The 16,493-nt window shown below is 45.8% G+C and carries 12 protein-coding genes and 1 pseudogene; 2 read left to right on the top strand and 11 right to left on the bottom strand.

Translation table 11 applies throughout. The features are described 5' to 3' along the window. Positions 1 to 2: 2 nt before the first annotated feature. The 3 genes and pseudogenes from pstA to MCG98_RS10985 form a co-directional block, all read right to left on the bottom strand. Positions 3 to 869, bottom strand: coding sequence for a phosphate ABC transporter permease PstA (gene pstA, locus MCG98_RS10995; RefSeq protein ID WP_240303423.1), 867 nt, complete (start codon positions 867 to 869; stop codon positions 3 to 5). Next, on the bottom strand, positions 859 to 1,722 hold the full coding sequence (pstC, locus tag MCG98_RS10990) for a phosphate ABC transporter permease subunit PstC (RefSeq protein WP_240302024.1): 864 nt from the start codon (positions 1,720 to 1,722) through the stop codon (positions 859 to 861). Before pstC ends, pstA begins: the two co-directional genes overlap by 11 nt. Positions 1,723 to 1,751: 29 nt before the next feature. Further along, positions 1,752 to 2,771, bottom strand: a pseudogene (locus tag MCG98_RS10985) (substrate-binding domain-containing protein); the annotation flags it as partial. A 129-nt stretch (positions 2,772 to 2,900) separates the two neighbouring features. On the opposite strand from MCG98_RS10985, the gene MCG98_RS10980 reads away from it, so the two are divergent. Further along, a complete protein-coding gene (locus MCG98_RS10980) occupies positions 2,901 to 3,674 on the top strand; it encodes an HAD-IIA family hydrolase (protein ID WP_240302022.1) in 774 nt (257 codons plus the stop codon). A gap of 69 nt (positions 3,675 to 3,743) precedes the next feature. Here the strand turns inward: MCG98_RS10980 and MCG98_RS10975 are convergent, their stop codons facing one another. From MCG98_RS10975 to MCG98_RS10955, 5 genes are read right to left on the bottom strand one after another with little or no spacing between them, the layout of a single operon-like run. Beyond that, the gene (locus tag MCG98_RS10975; RefSeq protein ID WP_240302021.1) at positions 3,744 to 5,228 is read right to left on the bottom strand and encodes an AMP-binding protein; all 1,485 of its coding nucleotides are present in this window, start codon (positions 5,226 to 5,228) and stop codon (positions 3,744 to 3,746) included. A 24-nt stretch (positions 5,229 to 5,252) separates the two neighbouring features. Beyond that, on the bottom strand, positions 5,253 to 5,480 hold the full coding sequence (locus MCG98_RS10970) for an acyl carrier protein (RefSeq protein WP_240302020.1): 228 nt from the start codon (positions 5,478 to 5,480) through the stop codon (positions 5,253 to 5,255). Between the two features lie 22 nt (positions 5,481 to 5,502). Continuing rightward, positions 5,503 to 6,906: a condensation domain-containing protein gene (locus MCG98_RS10965; RefSeq protein WP_345891649.1), complete on the bottom strand. Its 1,404-nt coding sequence runs from the start codon at positions 6,904 to 6,906 to the stop codon at positions 5,503 to 5,505. Next, positions 6,903 to 7,865: an alpha/beta hydrolase gene (locus MCG98_RS10960; RefSeq protein ID WP_345891648.1), complete on the bottom strand. Its 963-nt coding sequence runs from the start codon at positions 7,863 to 7,865 to the stop codon at positions 6,903 to 6,905. Before MCG98_RS10960 ends, MCG98_RS10965 begins: the two co-directional genes overlap by 4 nt. 26 nt (positions 7,866 to 7,891) lie before the next feature. Then, the gene (locus MCG98_RS10955) at positions 7,892 to 8,209 is read right to left on the bottom strand and encodes an SCP2 sterol-binding domain-containing protein (protein ID WP_240302019.1); all 318 of its coding nucleotides are present in this window, start codon (positions 8,207 to 8,209) and stop codon (positions 7,892 to 7,894) included. A gap of 185 nt (positions 8,210 to 8,394) precedes the next feature. Between MCG98_RS10955 and MCG98_RS10950 the strand changes: the two genes are divergently transcribed. Beyond that, complete coding sequence (locus MCG98_RS10950; protein WP_240302018.1) at positions 8,395 to 9,006, top strand: TetR/AcrR family transcriptional regulator; 612 nt, start codon at positions 8,395 to 8,397, stop codon at positions 9,004 to 9,006. 58 nt (positions 9,007 to 9,064) lie between these two features. On the opposite strand, the gene MCG98_RS10945 is transcribed toward MCG98_RS10950, so the two are convergent. The 3 genes from MCG98_RS10945 to MCG98_RS10935 form a co-directional block, all read right to left on the bottom strand. Then, entirely contained in the window at positions 9,065 to 9,424 is a 360-nt protein-coding gene (locus MCG98_RS10945; RefSeq protein ID WP_240302017.1) for a YccF domain-containing protein, read from the bottom strand. After that, a complete protein-coding gene (locus MCG98_RS10940) occupies positions 9,424 to 9,879 on the bottom strand; it encodes a hypothetical protein (protein ID WP_240302016.1) in 456 nt (151 codons plus the stop codon). Before MCG98_RS10940 ends, MCG98_RS10945 begins: the two co-directional genes overlap by 1 nt. Positions 9,880 to 10,209: 330 nt before the next feature. Then, positions 10,210 to 16,422, bottom strand: coding sequence for a leucine-rich repeat protein (locus MCG98_RS10935; RefSeq protein WP_240302015.1), 6,213 nt, complete (start codon positions 16,420 to 16,422; stop codon positions 10,210 to 10,212). Between the last annotated feature and the right edge of the window lie 71 nt (positions 16,423 to 16,493).

Raw genomic sequence — 16,493 nt, 5'->3', positions numbered from 1 at the left:
TCTTATCCTTTCGCAATGCGTTTTGCAATCCTTCCGGACAGCCAGTTGACTGCAAGTACGATCACAAGAAGCACGACTGCCGTCGCATATGCCTGATCCATATACAATCCTTCATTTGACAATGCATACATGTGTACTGCCAGTGTTCTGCCCGATCCCATCAGGTTGGACGGAATCTGTGCCACCGTACCCGCCGTATAAATAAGTGCCGCTGTCTCTCCGACGATTCGCCCCGTCGCCAGGATGATGCCCGCCAGAATACCAGGTACCGCTGACGGAAGTACGATCTTAAAGATGGTCCTGAGTTTTCCTGCTCCCAGCCCGAAACTGGCTTCCCGGAACGAATCCGGAACCGCTTTTAATGCTTCCTCTGTCGTTCTCATGATCAGAGGCAAGATCATGATGACCACCGTAAAGGAACCCGACAGCAGAGAAAACCCCCACTTTAATGTCGTTGCAAAAAACAGAAGGCCAAACAGACCGTACACAATAGAAGGAATACCGGAAAGTGTTTCTGCTGTGATCCTGATGATTCCGACCAGTTTGCTTCCCCGCCCGGAATACTCTACCAGAAAGATTGCAGATGCCACTCCGATCGGCACCGCAATCACCAGAGAGAGTGCCGTCATCGTCAGTGTGTTGACCAGCGCAGGCATCAATGATGCATTGTCTGTTGTATATGTGAAAGAAAATAAGTCCGGTGTCAGGAAGCGTACTCCCTTGATAAGAATAAACGCGACAAGAAACAACAGTACAAAAAATGTAATAGCAGTACAGATCATAACGAGTGCTGCCAGAAACGCGGACACAGGACTTTTTGTATATGCTTTTAATTTCTGAGATAATGACTGATAATTCCTAGCTTTCACTTCCACTGTATGTCCTCCTGTTCAGCAGCGACACTGCCAGATTGATCAGCATGATAAATACAAACAGTACAACTCCCGTTGCAATCAGTGCTTCCCTGTGAAGGTCTGCCGCGTATCCCATCTCCATTACAATATTTGCCGTCATTGTGCGGACACCGCGAAACAGTCCCGCAGGCATACGCGCCTGGTTTCCTGCTACCATGATGACCGCCATCGTCTCACCAACTGCGCGTCCGATGCCGAGTACGATACCGGCTACGATTCCCGATTTGGCTGCCGGGACGATTGTGAAAAACACACTGCACTCATGCGTTGCTCCAAGTGCCAGCGAACCTTCATAATAACTGTCCGGCACACTTCTGAGTGCAGACTCTGTCACTCCGATGATCGTCGGAAGAATCATGATAGCAAGCAGCACAGAAGCCGCCAGCATTGTGCTTCCGTCCCTCCCTGATATCCTGTGAATCACGGGTACAATCAATATCAGGCCAAAGAAACCATAGACGACAGACGGAACCCCTGCCAGGAGATTGATGGCCGACTGCAGAAACGGATAAATTTTTTTCGGACAGTATCTTGCCATAAAAACGGCTGTAAATAAAGCGACCGGCACACCCAGGATGATAGCCCCCGCTGTCACATAAATACTGCCCAATATCATGGGCAGTATTCCGTACAGATTATTGGAAGGTTTCCAGAGTTCCCCCAGAAGGAAATTGCCAATTCCAATCTCTCCGATCGCCGGTATTCCATTTGCGAAAAGAAATACACAGATCAGCGCAACTGCTAATACGGATGTACATGCTGCGATCAGAAAGACGATCTTCATTGCTTTTTCTTTGAATTGATTCATATATTTTCCTCACCTTCCCCGGGGGATGATCAGTTCAGGTCTTCCCAGTCTAAGATTTCGCCAGTGTAGATTCCTTTTACCTGGTCACTTGTCAGCTCGTCGATCCCACTTTCGTTGTTCACGATGACTGCAATACCATCCTGGGCAATCACGGTCGGAACAAGACCTGCCTTGGTCTCGCTGTCTTTTAATTCGCGGGATGCCATACCGATATCACATAATCCGTCGATGGCAGACTGCATGCCTGTTGTTGAATCACTCTGCTGTACCTCGATCTCAGCATCCGGATTCACTGCTGCGTATGCTTCTTTTAATTTTTCCATAACCGGTGTCACGGAAGAAGAACCTGCCACTACCACCTTGCCTGCCGGCTTGTTTCCTTCATATGCTTTTACATCACTCACCGGAATATATCCGTTTTCTTCGACTACAGCCTGACCCTCCGTACTCATGATAAAAGCCATAAAATCCGATGCCACTTCACTTAAGTCTTCCTTTGCCGCAACATTGAACGGACGGACTACCTGATAAGAACCACTTTCGATATTCTCTGCAGTTGCTTCCGCTCCGTCAATTTTGGCTGCCTTCACGGTCTCATTGAGAGAACCGAGTGATATGTAGCCGATCGCATTCACGTCACCCTGTACCGTAGTCATCATAACCGATGTGCTGTTTGTGATCTTGGCTTCTTCAGTTGTCATATCGACTTTTTCTCCGTTTACTTCTTCCTCAATGCCGAACAATTCCACGAAAGCGCCGCGTGTGCCGGAACCGTCTTCTCTTGAGACAATCGTGATCGGTCCGGATGCTCCTCCTGCCGCTGTATCCTCGTCTGCATCTTCTGTACCTGCCTCATCTCCTGCGGATGCTTCCTGTGTTGTGTCAGTTGTATTAGAACCTGAATCTGCAGATGCATCGTTGCCTGCGCATCCTGCCAGTAATGTACTGCCGATCATAACTGTTGTCATTAATGCTACAATTGATCTTTTCATAATAATCTTCTCTCCTTTATCTCTTCGATTTACAAGACCTATCTTACAATTTTTATTGTAAAATGCATTACCACCGTTCGGTAAAACGTATGTAAAATTTTAGTTAAATCATCGGTTATGCGTTGCACTGTCCATTTCAACACGTTACAATAAGAACAGCAGCAAACAATCAAAGAGGAGACTGATATGGAAAGATTAAGAGAAAAAAAAGGATTTATCTGTGACATGGACGGTGTGATCTACCACGGCAACATCCTGCTGCCAGGAGTTTTGGATTTCGTGAACTGGCTATATGAAAAAGAAAAAAGTTTTTTATTCCTGACAAATTCCAGCGAACGCTCTCCAAGAGAGCTGCAACAGAAGCTGGCACGCATGGGACTTGAAGTGGATGAGAGCCACTTTTACACCAGTGCACTTGCAACTGCCAGATTTCTGAGTACACAGTCCCCTGGCTGCAGTGCCTATGTGATCGGCGCTCCGGGGCTGCTGAATGCGCTGTATGAATCCGGTATTACGATCAATGATGTCGACCCTGATTACGTGGTGATCGGTGAGACGAGAAATTATAACTACGAGAGTATCCTGCACGCTGTCAAACTGATCGAGAAGGGAGCCCGGCTGATCGGTACAAACTATGACCTGACGGGGCCTTCAGAGACCGGTATCATCCCCGCCTGCCGCGCATTCGTGGCCCCTGTTGAGCTGACGACCGGAAAATCTGCATACTATGTCGGCAAACCAAACCCGCTGATGATGCGTACAGGGCTTCGGATGCTGGGTGTCCACTCTGAGGACGCCGCTATCATTGGCGACCGCATGGATACTGATATCATTGCAGGTGTAGAGTCCGGCCTGGACACGGTACTTGTACTCTCCGGTGTCATGACACGTGAGGATGTCAAACAATACCCCTACCGTCCACGCCTGATCCTGGACGGTGTCAGAGATATTCCTGAATAATACGCAGACAAAAAGCAGATTTTCAAAGCCACAGCGTGGTTGAAAATCTGCTTTTTTATTAATTACATTTTATTGACGCTTGATTTTTTTTGAAGGAGTTTTTTCAAACTCTGTTTCACGGATACTCAGACGGCTTATCCTCCTGAATACAGGTGTACCCTGATTAAAATCATCAATGATCCCCTGCATTTCCGCCGGAATATCCCTGATGCGTTTCTTTTTCGCATACTCTTCATCGGGAAACACTTCAGCCTGGATCCCCCCCGGATATTCGCTGACGATGATTTCCCTGACAAGAGGATTCTTCAGCAGCCGGTTCTCCAGCTCTTCCGGAGATACATTCTCGCCATTGGCAAGAATGATCAGATTTTTCTTTCTGCCTGTAATAAAAACAAATCCATCCTCATCCACATACCCCAGATCTCCGGTTTTCAGCCAGCCGTTCTCCAGAGACTGTGCCGTCTCCTCCGGCATTTTATAATATCCCATCATAACGCTGGAGCCGCGTACCCAGATCTCATCTTCAACGATCTTTGCCTCGCAGTTCGGAAGCAGCCTGCCGACAGAATTTTTCTTCGACGCCCACTCCAGATTGGTACTTATGACCGGCGAACATTCCGTCATGCCATAACCCTGAAGGATGGTAATTCCATACTCTTTAAACTTATCAATATATTCCGGATCCAGATATGCGCCGCCGCTGCATATCGTGCGAAGGCGTCCTCCAAACGCTGCTTTCGCCGCCATTTTTTTCGGGATCAATGGTCCCGCATCCTGCAGCTTTGCATAGATAGACTCGATCACCATCGGAACGAGAAGCACGATCTCAGGCTTAAACAGCTTCATATTTCTGGCCACATGCATGATGGAATCGTTGATACAGATGATGATCCCTATGTAAAGCGCTTTTAAAATGTCCATCGTAAAGCAGTACGCATGGTGGATTGGAAGAAGTGTCATGGAAACGGTACCGGGTGAAATTTTCATGTCCACAGAAACTGCATTCTCCGTCAGATTTCTGTGATTCAGCATAACACCTTTGCTTTTCCCTGTCGTACCTGACGTAAATAATATGGCACACAGCTTCTCAGGATCAATCGGAATCGAAAAGCTTCCGCCCTCTTTCTGCAAAAGTCCGGGGAGATCCGACTGCATGGAGATCACATGAGATAGTTGCGGGCATCTCTCCTGCACCATCCCTGCGACATCCGCGCGCAGCTCATCATAGATCAGCACACTGACCTCGGCCCTCTCCAGGAGTTCGCAGACTTCTTCAGCCGGAAGCTGGACATCCACCGGAACGACAACGCTCTGAGAGTTCACCACACCAAAATAACTGATGATCCACTCATAACTGGTCGGCCCGATCAGCGCCACATGTTTTCCCAGCATATCCAGACTTTTTAAGATACAGCTGACAGACTCACTGTCACGCTTTAAATCCTGATAGCTTTTGCTGACTACTTCTTTCCTTACTTTGTACCGAACCGCATCCTGGCTGCCGTAAGTGCTGGCTGCGTGATCGATCATATCTTTCATTGTCTTTACCGGCATTTCTGTTTCCTCCCCTGCTTTCGATTACTCCTGCAGTTCCCTGATATATTTCACCGCGTCACCGACCGTCTTTACATTCACAACTTCCCGTTCCATAACCTCGATGTCAAATGCTTCTTCTATCTCGCCTACCATCGCCATGAAATCATAAGAATTAAACCCAAGGTCCTCCATGAACCTGGAATTCTCAGTGATGTCTTTCTTTTCAACTTCCACATATTCACAGATGATGTCTTTTAATTGCTCCAGCATATCGTCTTCCTCCCCACATTTTTTATACTGACTCTATGATGTTTCCCACTGTCGCCTGCGGATCTGAGATTCCGCAAAACAGAATTTTACACAGGTAATAATAAATATACTCCAGATGTTCCGCCGTAACGACGCCCGTCTGATATTCAAATCCAAAATCAAGACCATTATCCTCAGCCCGGTGCATGACCGTCAGATACAGAGTATGCGCCGCAGCCCCGTTTGTATACCGCTCCGTCTTATACCGAATGTCCCCCAGCCGCTCCAGACCGCCTGTCCTCAGGCTCATCGGCTGATAAGTCAGACTCATCGGTTCATACGTCTGGCCATCCGGCAGATTATAGTACTGTTTACGGAATCCATAATAGTCAACCGGATTATAATTTGCATGACGGAAGTACTGATTCTGTCCGTCACGTATTTTTAACAAACCTTCCATAAAGGTGTCCTCCCGCGGAATGATCGTTCGAAACGGGAAGCAGTGGATCCTGGATCCCCCGCATTTTTTTTCTGTCAGTGTCGCCCTTCTCGCGATGGTTGTCGTGATGGAAATGTCATCCAGATCATTTTCCTTCTGCAGAAACGTACGCAGTCCCATCATCAGCAGACAAACCATGGAGACTCTGTTCTGCTCACAGAACTCCAGAAGCCGCATTGACGGCTCCGCCTCCAGATGAAAGGTTGTGATATTCGCTTCCACGTTGCTGGAAGTATTGGTAGCCGCACGCATATCCGGTTTGTTTTTTTCTAATCTTTCCGCCTCCAGTTTCGCGGGACCGTAAATATCCGCAAAAATCGGTTCCGAGGATGAGATCAGCTTTTCAAAAAATTCTCTGTCCCGTCTGGCGCTCTCGCTTCCCTGTTCGTACGCCAGATCTTTTTCCAGCTGCTTAATATAAGACGCCATCGGCTTCGGGTAATCGATACCCTCGTATTTCATATTGCAGTAAATTTCGATTACATCCTTTAAAAATACAATCAGAGACTGTGCATCCATCGTCAGATGATCCACAAGCAGATAGATTCCCTGAAAACCATCCGGCATTTTAATCATCACAACACGGTTTCTGGGTGAATCGAACGGTTCAAACGGTGTTTTCGTCCATTCGACCAGTTTATCTCTCGCGTGGCATTCCTGCCATCCCGTAAAATCAAAATGTTCAATCTCACGTTCTTCCTTATCTGCCACGTATTGATAAACATTTCCCTCTTCATCCTCTGCAAAACGCAGCCTCATGGATTCACAGCGGTCATATGCCTGATAAACAGCTTCTTTCAGCGCAGCCCAGTCCAGATCCTGCTCGATGGTCAGACTGCTTCCGATGTTCAGTACCTGCTTTTTCGGACAGTATTTCAGGCAGTAGTAATGAAGCTTCTGAGCCGCCGTCAACGGGTATACCTTATAACCTTTTCTGGTTTTCATCATGGATTTATCCCTCCTTGCTGTTTAATCATATCCAGAAACGAATGTACCGCATGTTCATAGGCAGCGGTGTTTTTATAGTATGCCTCTGCGTGGGAGGCTCCTTTGATGATCAGTTTACGCTTTGATGACGCGCAGCTGCGATAAATCTCATCACACATCCAGCACGGAACAAACGTATCTGCATCTCCGTGGATCATGAGGATCGGCACTGTTGCTTTTTTTACCTCATCGGCAGAATTACACTCTGCCAGGCCATATCCAGCCCTTTTCTTTGCCAGCCGGTCTGATATCTGAAGAATCGGAAATGCCGGTATATGATACATGTGATTCAGTACCGAAGTAAAAACGCCCCATGCTGATGTAAACCCACAGTCAGAGATAATTCCCTTCACCTGTGGCGGAAGCTTTAGTCCGCTTGTCATCAGTACTGTGGCTCCTCCCATGGACATGCCATGAAGATAAATTTCCTGTTCCTGCCCGAAACGGCCAAGCAGATATTGTATCCACGCGACAGCATCCCAACGGTCCAGACATCCGAAACCAATATATGTACCTTCACTTTTACCGTGCGCCCGTTCATCCACAAGCAGTACGTTATACCCCATTTCCAGGTAAAATTTAGCTATACACGGGAAATCATTCAGCCCTTCACTCGTATATCCGTGGAAACACAGAAATGTCCTGTCTGACCCTTCAGCCGGAAAATACGTGCCGCACAGTTTCAATCCATCACGGGACCGTATAAACACATTTTCCTTTTGTCTGTCCATCAGCCAGGCACGGCACGCCCTGATCCCCGGAATATAAACCTCCCATGTTGTTCCCGCCATCTTTTGTGTACGGTCTCTTCTGGCATTTCCTCTGAGCATCGTCCGCCGAAAAAAATATTCTGCAATCCCATACTCTGCTGCCGCCGTGACAGTTCCAAGACCTGCTGCCCATTTCCATACTTCCATCATAAATCCCTCCATTTTTTCGGATAAGGTTAAAGCAGTTTCTGTATGCTGAGTGCTTTTTCAATACTACCGTCTACCTTCAGTTTTCCTAATGTAAATGCCATGACGGGATCTGATTTTCCCTCAGCTATCTTAAACAGTGTCTCTGCTGTACAGGTAAAAACTGCGTCTCTGTCGTAATACTCAAATGGCTCAACCCGCAAAATACCGTCTGCCACTTCCGCATAAAATGCCCCTTCACCATCACCCGTAATATTAAACTGGAAAGCCAGATGTTCCGTAATCTGACTCACATCCGCCTTCATAAAAATCGCTTTTGCTTTTTCATACACTTCATTAAACGTCATAACTGTTTCTTCCTCCCATATCTGCTCCTGTCTGTTTTGTGCAGCGTAAACCGACCTTTTTCGACCATTGGTCGAATTTAATCATGCGCTTACTTTACCACCTTTTCGACCGCCAGTCAAGTATGGTGTTTTTGCGGCATATCTGCTATACTAATAAAATGACGGGCTTCTGAAAGGAGATTTTTATGCAGAATAACAACAAAAGAGACCTGATCCTGGATGCAATGCAGGAATTGATGAATGAATCATCAAACCGAGCGATTTCCGTCAGCGATATTGCCGAAAAAGCAGGGATTGGAAAAGGAAGTATCTACTACTATTTTGAATCTAAGAATGATATTATCGAAGCCGTAATCGAGCGTTCCTACTCCATGGCCATAAGAAAGAGCAAAGAGCTGGTCAGTTCCACAGACATGGATGCCTTTGCCAAGATGGAAATTATATTTCGTGCATGCCTGGAAGCCTCTTCCGAATTGAAACGTCAGGAAGAATGCGGCAGCTTTATCGAAATACAGCAAAGTGCATTGATTCATCAGAAATTTATGACATTTCTGATCAAAAATATGAAACCTATATTGTCTGACATTATCAGACAGGGGGTTTTTGAAGGTTTGATTCAGTGTGACTACCCGGATGAGATCGCAGAGATTGTTCTGATCGTCATGACAGTGAAACTGGACAATCATATCATACCCTCAAGCCCGAATGAAATCAGGGATCTTTTATATGCATTTTCCCTGATGCAGTCCAAAAGCATGGGCATCAGTATGAAGAGCCTGCAGTTTCTTCAGCAATAACGTGAAAAAGGCGGTTTCCGCAGATTGATCTCCACGGAACACCGCCTTCTTCATATTTTTAATAAACTTCACTTCCAAACGGCATCAGTGCCAGCTTCGCCAGTTTAAACTGCTGCATTCCAAACGGAATTCCGATGATTGTGATACACAGCAACGCTCCAAGCGCCAGATGCTCCAGCGCCAGAGGAATTCCAGAGACGATCAGCCAGATAATGTTCAGGATCATGCTCCCTGCACCTCCGCCAAACCGCACTTCTTTTCCAAAGGGAAAGAAGCTGAGAGATGCAAATTTAAAGCACTGAACACCAACCGGTATCCCTACGATCGTAATGCACCACAACAGTCCGGCTGCACACCAGCTGAGTCCGCTTAAAAAACCACCAAATATAAACCATAACAAATTACCCAGACATCCCATCAGTCATTCCTCCTGTCTTCCAATAATAGATTCTGTTCCCAGTGCTTCAGGTCACTCATGATCATCTGTACTTTTTGAATCGCATCATCAACCTGTTCTCTGGCGTCCGTAATCCTGGACTGTACCATCCAGTCGGCAATGAGCCCGTCGAAGAAAAAATCGGCAAATGTCAAAAATCCATTGACATCCATCCGGAGGTCCAGCGGCACCTCGATATCCCGAAGCTCATCTCTGAGTCTTCCCAGATGGTATTTTGCCTCTTCCAGTGCACTCTGCGAATCTTCAATTTTTGAGTGTTTGATCATTGTACTGAAGAAACCGCCTCCCAGCATATCAAAAATCCCCCAGTTACCTGCACTTTGCAGACTTTCCTGCGCTATTTCCAAACTTTCGAGCGCACGCTGTCCTGCCTCAATGGCTTCCCTGATCTCTTTTACCTGTTCTTTTCCCAGCATACTTCAATCTCCTTTTCTGTCGTTATGCCTGTTTCGTGCGTGACAGATTCCGGCTTGCCATGCGGTCCCCGAAAGGTATTCCTCTGAATCAAAAAAGACCCTTATCATGACGATCTGTCACGATAAAAGTCTTGCACATCTCATTTTATACGGCTGTCTCTCGGCAGCGGGTGACGATTTAAAATCCACCATCTGGTGTTCGGCTACTCCCTTTTATCAAAAGTTATTATACCATATGATGTTGTCAATGTCAAAAAAAATATTAAGATACTGGAAACGAATCAACCAACGAATCAATTCTATTTCCAGTATCTCAGATCAGAGTGTTTCTTATTTTACTTTTACAGACTTCTCAGCAGTATAGTTTCCTAAAACTTTCTTTCCATTCACAGCCCGATACGCACGCATTCTATAGTAATACATCTGCCCCGTCTTCAAGCCCCTGTGTGTGTACGTCACCGTAGTTCCATTTCTGGTCTGGGTCACGTACTGCCATTTGCCGTTCTTAGAAGTCTTATAATATACCTGATAACAGCTGGCTCCGTTCACTTTACCCCAGTTCAGTTTCGCCGACTTGCTGCCTGCTGTCACATTAAATCCGGTCATATTTGCCGGTATCGGCACCGTACTTTTTACGTCTGAATAGTCTCCGTAAATATAGCTGCCATTCACCCTCTGGTATGCCCGCACTTTATAATAATACGTCTTGCCGGTAGTCAGCCTATTGTGGAAACAGCATAACGTGCTTCCGCTGGTGATCTGGGCAACTTGCTGATACGTTCCATTTTTTGATGCCGCGCTATAAACGTGGTATCCCTGGGCTCCTGTCACCTTGTTCCAGGAGATCTTCGTCTGGTTGTATCCCCATGGCTTGGCTTTGGTGAGCATCGTTTTCGCGGCTACCGGTGTTACCTGTAGCGTTTTTCCGTATTCTCCGTAAATTTTTTTGGTGCCAACCGTCTGATAGGCACGTACTTTATAGTAATACGTTCTGCCTCCTGTCAGACCCGGATGGGTATAACTGGTGGTATTTCCACTTTTAATATTGGCAACTTCACTGAATGCGCCATTTGCTGAAAATGCGCGGCAAACGCTGTATCCACTGGCTCCGGCTATTTTATTCCAGGTCAGCACTGCCCGTTTCCAACCCGGCGCTACCTTGGAAAGATTGGCTTTCTTCGCGTCCAGTTTCACGATGCTGACTGCCGAATAATTTCCAAATACCTGCTTCCCGCCGACTTTCCGCCACGCACGTACTTTGTAGTAATACGTTTTTCCCGGTGTCATCCCCGAATGAGTGTACGTTGTCGCACTACCACTATTTGTTGCGCCAACGTAGCTAAATGTCCCATTCTTAGAGAACGCACGATAGACACTGTACCCGGTGGCTCCGTCCACTTTATTCCAGGTGAGTTTTATCTTTCCCCAATCTGGTTCGATCCTGGCGATCTTCGCAATTGTCGGTATCGGTCTGGCACTTTTTACCGTCGAATATGCACCAAAAACAGTACTTCCTTCGCTTTGTTTGCAATACGCCCGTATTTTGTAATAATACGTTATGCCTGTTGTCCGCCCGGTATGGATGTAGGATGTCGCTTTGGCGTCTTTAATCTGTGTGATATATTTGTAGGTCCCTTTTTCGGATGTCGCATAATAGAGGTTGTAGCCTTCCGCATCTGCTGTCTGTTCCCATGTTAGTTTTGTCTTATTGTAGCCCCATGATTGAGCTTTTGTTATCTCTGTCTTCTCCAGAACAGTCTTCGCTGACACACCTGGAGCCTCCATACTGAACAGCATGCCGCCCCATACCTCGCTGGCTGCTTTTACCGTATAATAGTATGTGGTACCAATCTCCACCGTATCGTCCATGAAACTAAATTCATCAGATACCCTGGCAATTTCCCCGAATTCCTCACCGGACGTTTTCCGGTAAATATAATAACTCTGGGCATTATCATACATCTCCCATTCAATCATGATTCCATTGGATGAGACAGCTTTTGCACTCACAGAAGGCCGCCCTGTCAAAAAAACATCCTTTTCCTTTCGTACTTCATGAATCTCAGTTTCCGCATCCAGCAGTGTTTGATAATTGACCACCAAGTCCTGCTCCTGATCTCCCAGTGCATTATAAGCTTTCCGCGCATCAGAAATTGCTTGTTCCTTCGATATGTCAACAACTCCGATGTCTTCAATCAGCCGGATTACATCTCTTACAGACTGTGGCTCCCAGACCAGTGCAGCAATCGCTTCTTCCAGTTGATTTTTTGCATGCTCGATAGTCTCCTGGGATCCCGGGTTCTGAAGTTCTGTTTTTGCCGTTTCCAAAGCCAGGTACAGTGCGCTCCAGGATTCTTCCGTATAATCACTTTCCGACAAAGCCATCGCATTCAGGATTTCTGCTTCCAAACCGCTGGTATCGAGGCTTCCTTCAATAGTAAATGTCAGTACAGTCACACCAGTATAACCGTTTTCTTCCATGAAGGTCACTGTCACCACTGCAGTCCCTGTCTCCACATTATCAGCATACTCCACTGTGTAGTCACTGCCTTCTATAAGCTCTGACTCTCCATACAGCACCGTGACATCGGGACTTTTTTCTGTTCCATCATAGAAATACTGCGTATCACTCAAAGTAATCTGACATTCAGAAACCGGAATCATCTCCTCTATTGGATCCAAAATCGTAAAATTCAGGATACTGTTTCCGGCATATCCGCTTCCCTCTATGGCGGTCACTGCCACCGTTGCTGTTCCCGGTTCTATATGCTCTGTATAAGTTGCTTCATAATGTATTCCCTCTTCTAAAAGAGTTGAGTCATCCTTTATAATGATCTCAGGTCTCTTTTCTTTACCATCATATAGGTATGTCGAACACCCAAGCACCGCAAAGCATTCTGACAGTTGAATGTCCTTCATTTCCCCATTCACTTTCACACTAACAGATGCTATTGCTGAATTTGCTGCGGCAGTCACTGTCAGATTTTCGGCACTTTCATGTCCATCCACGGTGAGAAGTCCTTCTCCTGATATATAAGTCTCTTCCGATTGATTCCCTTCCACAAACCAAAGCACCTCTTCCGAACAATCTCCGATATCCCTATAGACTTTTGCCTGAAACTGACAGGCATCTCCCCGCATAATCGTGATTTCATTTGGGGTGATCACCGGATAATTCAACGGAATGAAACTGAGTTGATTCATTTTTGCATAACTTTCTGCGATACTGTCTTTTATACCGTATAGATCAAGCGCAAAACAATTTTCAAAAGCCTGCTCTCCGATCGTTTCCAGATGATCCGGAAGTCTGATACCGGTCAGTACACCACAGTCTTTAAAAGCACAATCGCCAATCCGGGTAATCCCTTCATCAAAACTTACCTTCTGCAGATTTCCTGAAGACTGCTGCTCCAATCCATAGTAATAGTTTTTCGGGATCTGACCTGTTGAGTCGATGGCATTCTCCTTGTCCGGCATCACACCGCTTACGCCTTTTGTATACACGATTTCTTCAATGTTATACGTTTCGTAAAACGTTCCGCAATAATCCGATGATCCTGCCCTGGGCTCACGGTAAACATACTCCAGATCGATCGGAAGCATGATTTTTTTCAGTGATCCGCAGCTATTAAACGCATATTTTCCGGCTCTTCGCACACTGTCTGCAATCACTACTTCCTGCAGACTGTCGCAATTATAGCAAAATCCCTCCGGTATTTCCGATATATCTTCACCAAACACGATGCTTTTAATCCCGCTCCCTGCAAAAACGTATCGTCCGATCTTTCCCTTCGCAGATAACTGTTCGCTTGACAAACCACTGTCTGCAAAACAATAGTCGCCCATTTCCTGCAGACCCTGCGGCAGGGAATTCAGTTCCAGTCCCCAGCATCCCTGAAACGCGTAAGCTCCCATGCTCGTTACGCTTTCCGGCAGGTTCACTTCTTTCAATACTGCACATCTTCTAAAAGCACAATCGCCAATCCGGGTAATCCCTTCATCAAAGCTTACCTTCTGCAGATTTCCTGAAGACTGCTGCTCCAATCCGTAGTAATAGTTTTTCGGGAGCTGACCTGTTGAGTCGATGGCATTCTCCTTGTCCGGCATCACACCGCTTACGCCTTTTGTATACACGATTTCTTCAATGTTATACGTTTCGTAAAACGTTCCGCAATAATCCGATGATCCTGCCCTGGGCTCACGGTAAACATACTCCAGATCGATCGGAAGCATGATTTTTTTCAGTGATCCGCAGCTATTAAACGCATATTTTCCGGCTCTTCGCACACTGTCTGCAATCACTACTTCCTGCAGACTGTCGCAATTATAGCAAAATCCCTCCGGTATTTCCGATATATCTTCACCAAACACGATGCTTTTAATCCCGCTCCCTGCAAAAACGTATCGTCCGATCTTTCCCTTCGCAGATAACTGTTCGCTTGACAAACCACTGTCTGCAAAACAATAGTCGCCCATTTCCTGCAGACCCTGCGGCAGGGAATTCAGTTCCAGTCCCCAGCATCCCTGAAACGCGTAAGCTCCCATGCTCGTTACGCTTTCCGGCAGGTTCACTTCTTTCAATACTGCACATCTTCTAAAAGCACAATCGCCAATCCGGGTAATCCCTTCATCAAAGCTTACCTTCTGCAGATTTCCTGAAGACTGCTGCTCCAATCCGTAGTAATAGTTTTTCGGGAGCTGACCTGTTGAGTCGATGGCATTCTCCTTGTCCGGCATCACACCGCTTACGCCTTTTGTATACACGATTTCTTCAATGTTATACGTTTCGTAAAACGTTCCGCAATAATCCGATGATCCTGCCCTGGGCTCACGGTAAACATACTCCAGATCGATCGGAAGCATGATTTTTTTCAGTGATCCGCAGCTATTAAACGCATATTTTCCGGCTCTTCGCACACTGTCTGCAATCACTACTTCCTGCAGACTCTCACAGTCGTAAAAACATGCTTCTCCAATATAGCTTTCTCCTGAATTAATTTCTTTTATCAAACCCAGCGGATCTTCATATCCATACCATCCTTCATATCCGTAATAGATAGAATTCATCCATAACACATAAGATTCCATAGCATGTCCATGCATGACAGCACTCGCCGGATTTCCATCTGTATCATAAAAGAGGTATAAAATACTTTCCATATTATTAAACAGATCGGTAACTGCACCAATGTCCTCTTTTAACTGCGTTCTTGCAGCTTTTAAATCCTCCGGTTCATTTATCTCTATTTCCTGTTTTTCCTGAATTTCCTCCCGCAACCCCTGATTGCTGCTCTTCCAGTACATCCACTGTTTCTGATCCATTGATTCTGCTTCTGTGATAGCTTCATTAATCTTTATTAAGAGATCATCCAGAGAAGCCGTCTTCACAGAACGCAGCGCCGATACCGTAGTTACCCTCGCCCAATCATTCAAAGCTATGCAGACTCTTAATGGCAGCAACAAGGAACCACCCAGTATCGTTGTAAGATTAGCTGACCAATCTTTATGACCTCCCAGAAAATATGCTGCTACTCTGAACAAATACTGATTTTTAGGAAAATTATATGCTGTCTGCGAGCTCGCTATTGTCTTCAATCCATCAACAAACCCGGTAGTGCTTAAGGTTGCCTCGTATGATTTCCCGGTTACTCTCTGAAACTGCTGTTTAAAGTTGTCATAATCCGTTTCAGACAGAGGAATTGTTTGTCCAAATCTTTTAAACCCCCACTCCTCCAGCGGAATCGCTGTAATCGGGTCACCTAGATTATTAAAATTATAAATATTTGATATTCCTTCATCTGCATTCCTGCTTACATTTGGACAGGCAAAAGTATATCCCAAAATATTATTAGCAGCTGCACAGTCTTCACTCTGAGACAATTTTCCTGCGATAATATTTGCAGCTGCCGCTCCGCGGCTATGTCCCATTGTCCAGATAATCGTATGCTCCGGATCGTACTGGCTGTCTCTGCAGCCTCTGATCGCTTCTATCACTTCATCCGCAGCTTTATAAAATCCTTTATGATCGTTTCCGTATCCCAGATTAAAATTACTGTACCATTCACAGTTTGCGGGCGTTCCACGTACTGGAACCACATAAATGTTATAAACTTCATCCTGATACCGGACTTTTTTATTGGCAATCATATAAGCCACATGGTCATTATCCAGATAAGTGGTTTCTTTTTTGTAATATTCTGAAGTCTGAAGGATCTGAAAGCCCATGCTCTCAAGTCCCTCCTGAACATAATAATCCGTATAAGCGGCCGTAGCCAACGCAACCGAAGCCCTGGCCAGATCTGCCGAAACAGTATTCGTGCCAATCGCATCAAACAGCATTACATCACTGTACATATATTCGTTATGCAGATTTCTTCCATCCTGCGTATTGTGCGCATTATATGTACATTCAATCTCTTCGGGTACTTCTGTAGCATCATCTATGCTTTCCCCACTGCCTGCATAAATCTCCCAACTCAGGCATATTGTTAACAAAAACCCTATAATGAATCCAACTTTAACCCATTTTTTCTTTTTCATCATTATATTTATGATACAGGACTGTTCCGTCGAGTATTCCCTCCCTCATATTTTGCCGCTGCCATCTCCCACTG

This window comes from Ruminococcus sp. OA3 (assembly GCF_022440845.1).
Classification (GTDB): Bacteria; Bacillota; Clostridia; order Lachnospirales; family Lachnospiraceae; genus Ruminococcus_G.
Note: the sequence above shows the minus strand (reverse complement) of the source record. Positions and strands in the feature narration are given on the sequence as shown.

Coding starts and splice junctions, on each gene's coding strand:
- pstC (WP_240302024.1), bottom strand. CDS start 1,722: ATGAATCAATTCAAAGAAAAAGCAATGAAGATCGTCTTTCTGATCGCA.
- MCG98_RS10980 (WP_240302022.1), top strand. CDS start 2,901: ATGGAAAGATTAAGAGAAAAAAAAGGATTTATCTGTGACATGGACGGT.
- MCG98_RS10975 (WP_240302021.1), bottom strand. CDS start 5,228: ATGCCGGTAAAGACAATGAAAGATATGATCGATCACGCAGCCAGCACT.
- MCG98_RS10970 (WP_240302020.1), bottom strand. CDS start 5,480: ATGCTGGAGCAATTAAAAGACATCATCTGTGAATATGTGGAAGTTGAA.
- MCG98_RS10965 (WP_345891649.1), bottom strand. CDS start 6,906: ATGATGAAAACCAGAAAAGGTTATAAGGTATACCCGTTGACGGCGGCT.
- MCG98_RS10960 (WP_345891648.1), bottom strand. CDS start 7,865: ATGATGGAAGTATGGAAATGGGCAGCAGGTCTTGGAACTGTCACGGCG.
- MCG98_RS10955 (WP_240302019.1), bottom strand. CDS start 8,209: ATGACGTTTAATGAAGTGTATGAAAAAGCAAAAGCGATTTTTATGAAG.
- MCG98_RS10950 (WP_240302018.1), top strand. CDS start 8,395: ATGCAGAATAACAACAAAAGAGACCTGATCCTGGATGCAATGCAGGAA.
- MCG98_RS10945 (WP_240302017.1), bottom strand. CDS start 9,424: ATGGGATGTCTGGGTAATTTGTTATGGTTTATATTTGGTGGTTTTTTA.
- MCG98_RS10940 (WP_240302016.1), bottom strand. CDS start 9,879: ATGCTGGGAAAAGAACAGGTAAAAGAGATCAGGGAAGCCATTGAGGCA.
- MCG98_RS10935 (WP_240302015.1), bottom strand. CDS start 16,422: ATGATGAAAAAGAAAAAATGGGTTAAAGTTGGATTCATTATAGGGTTT.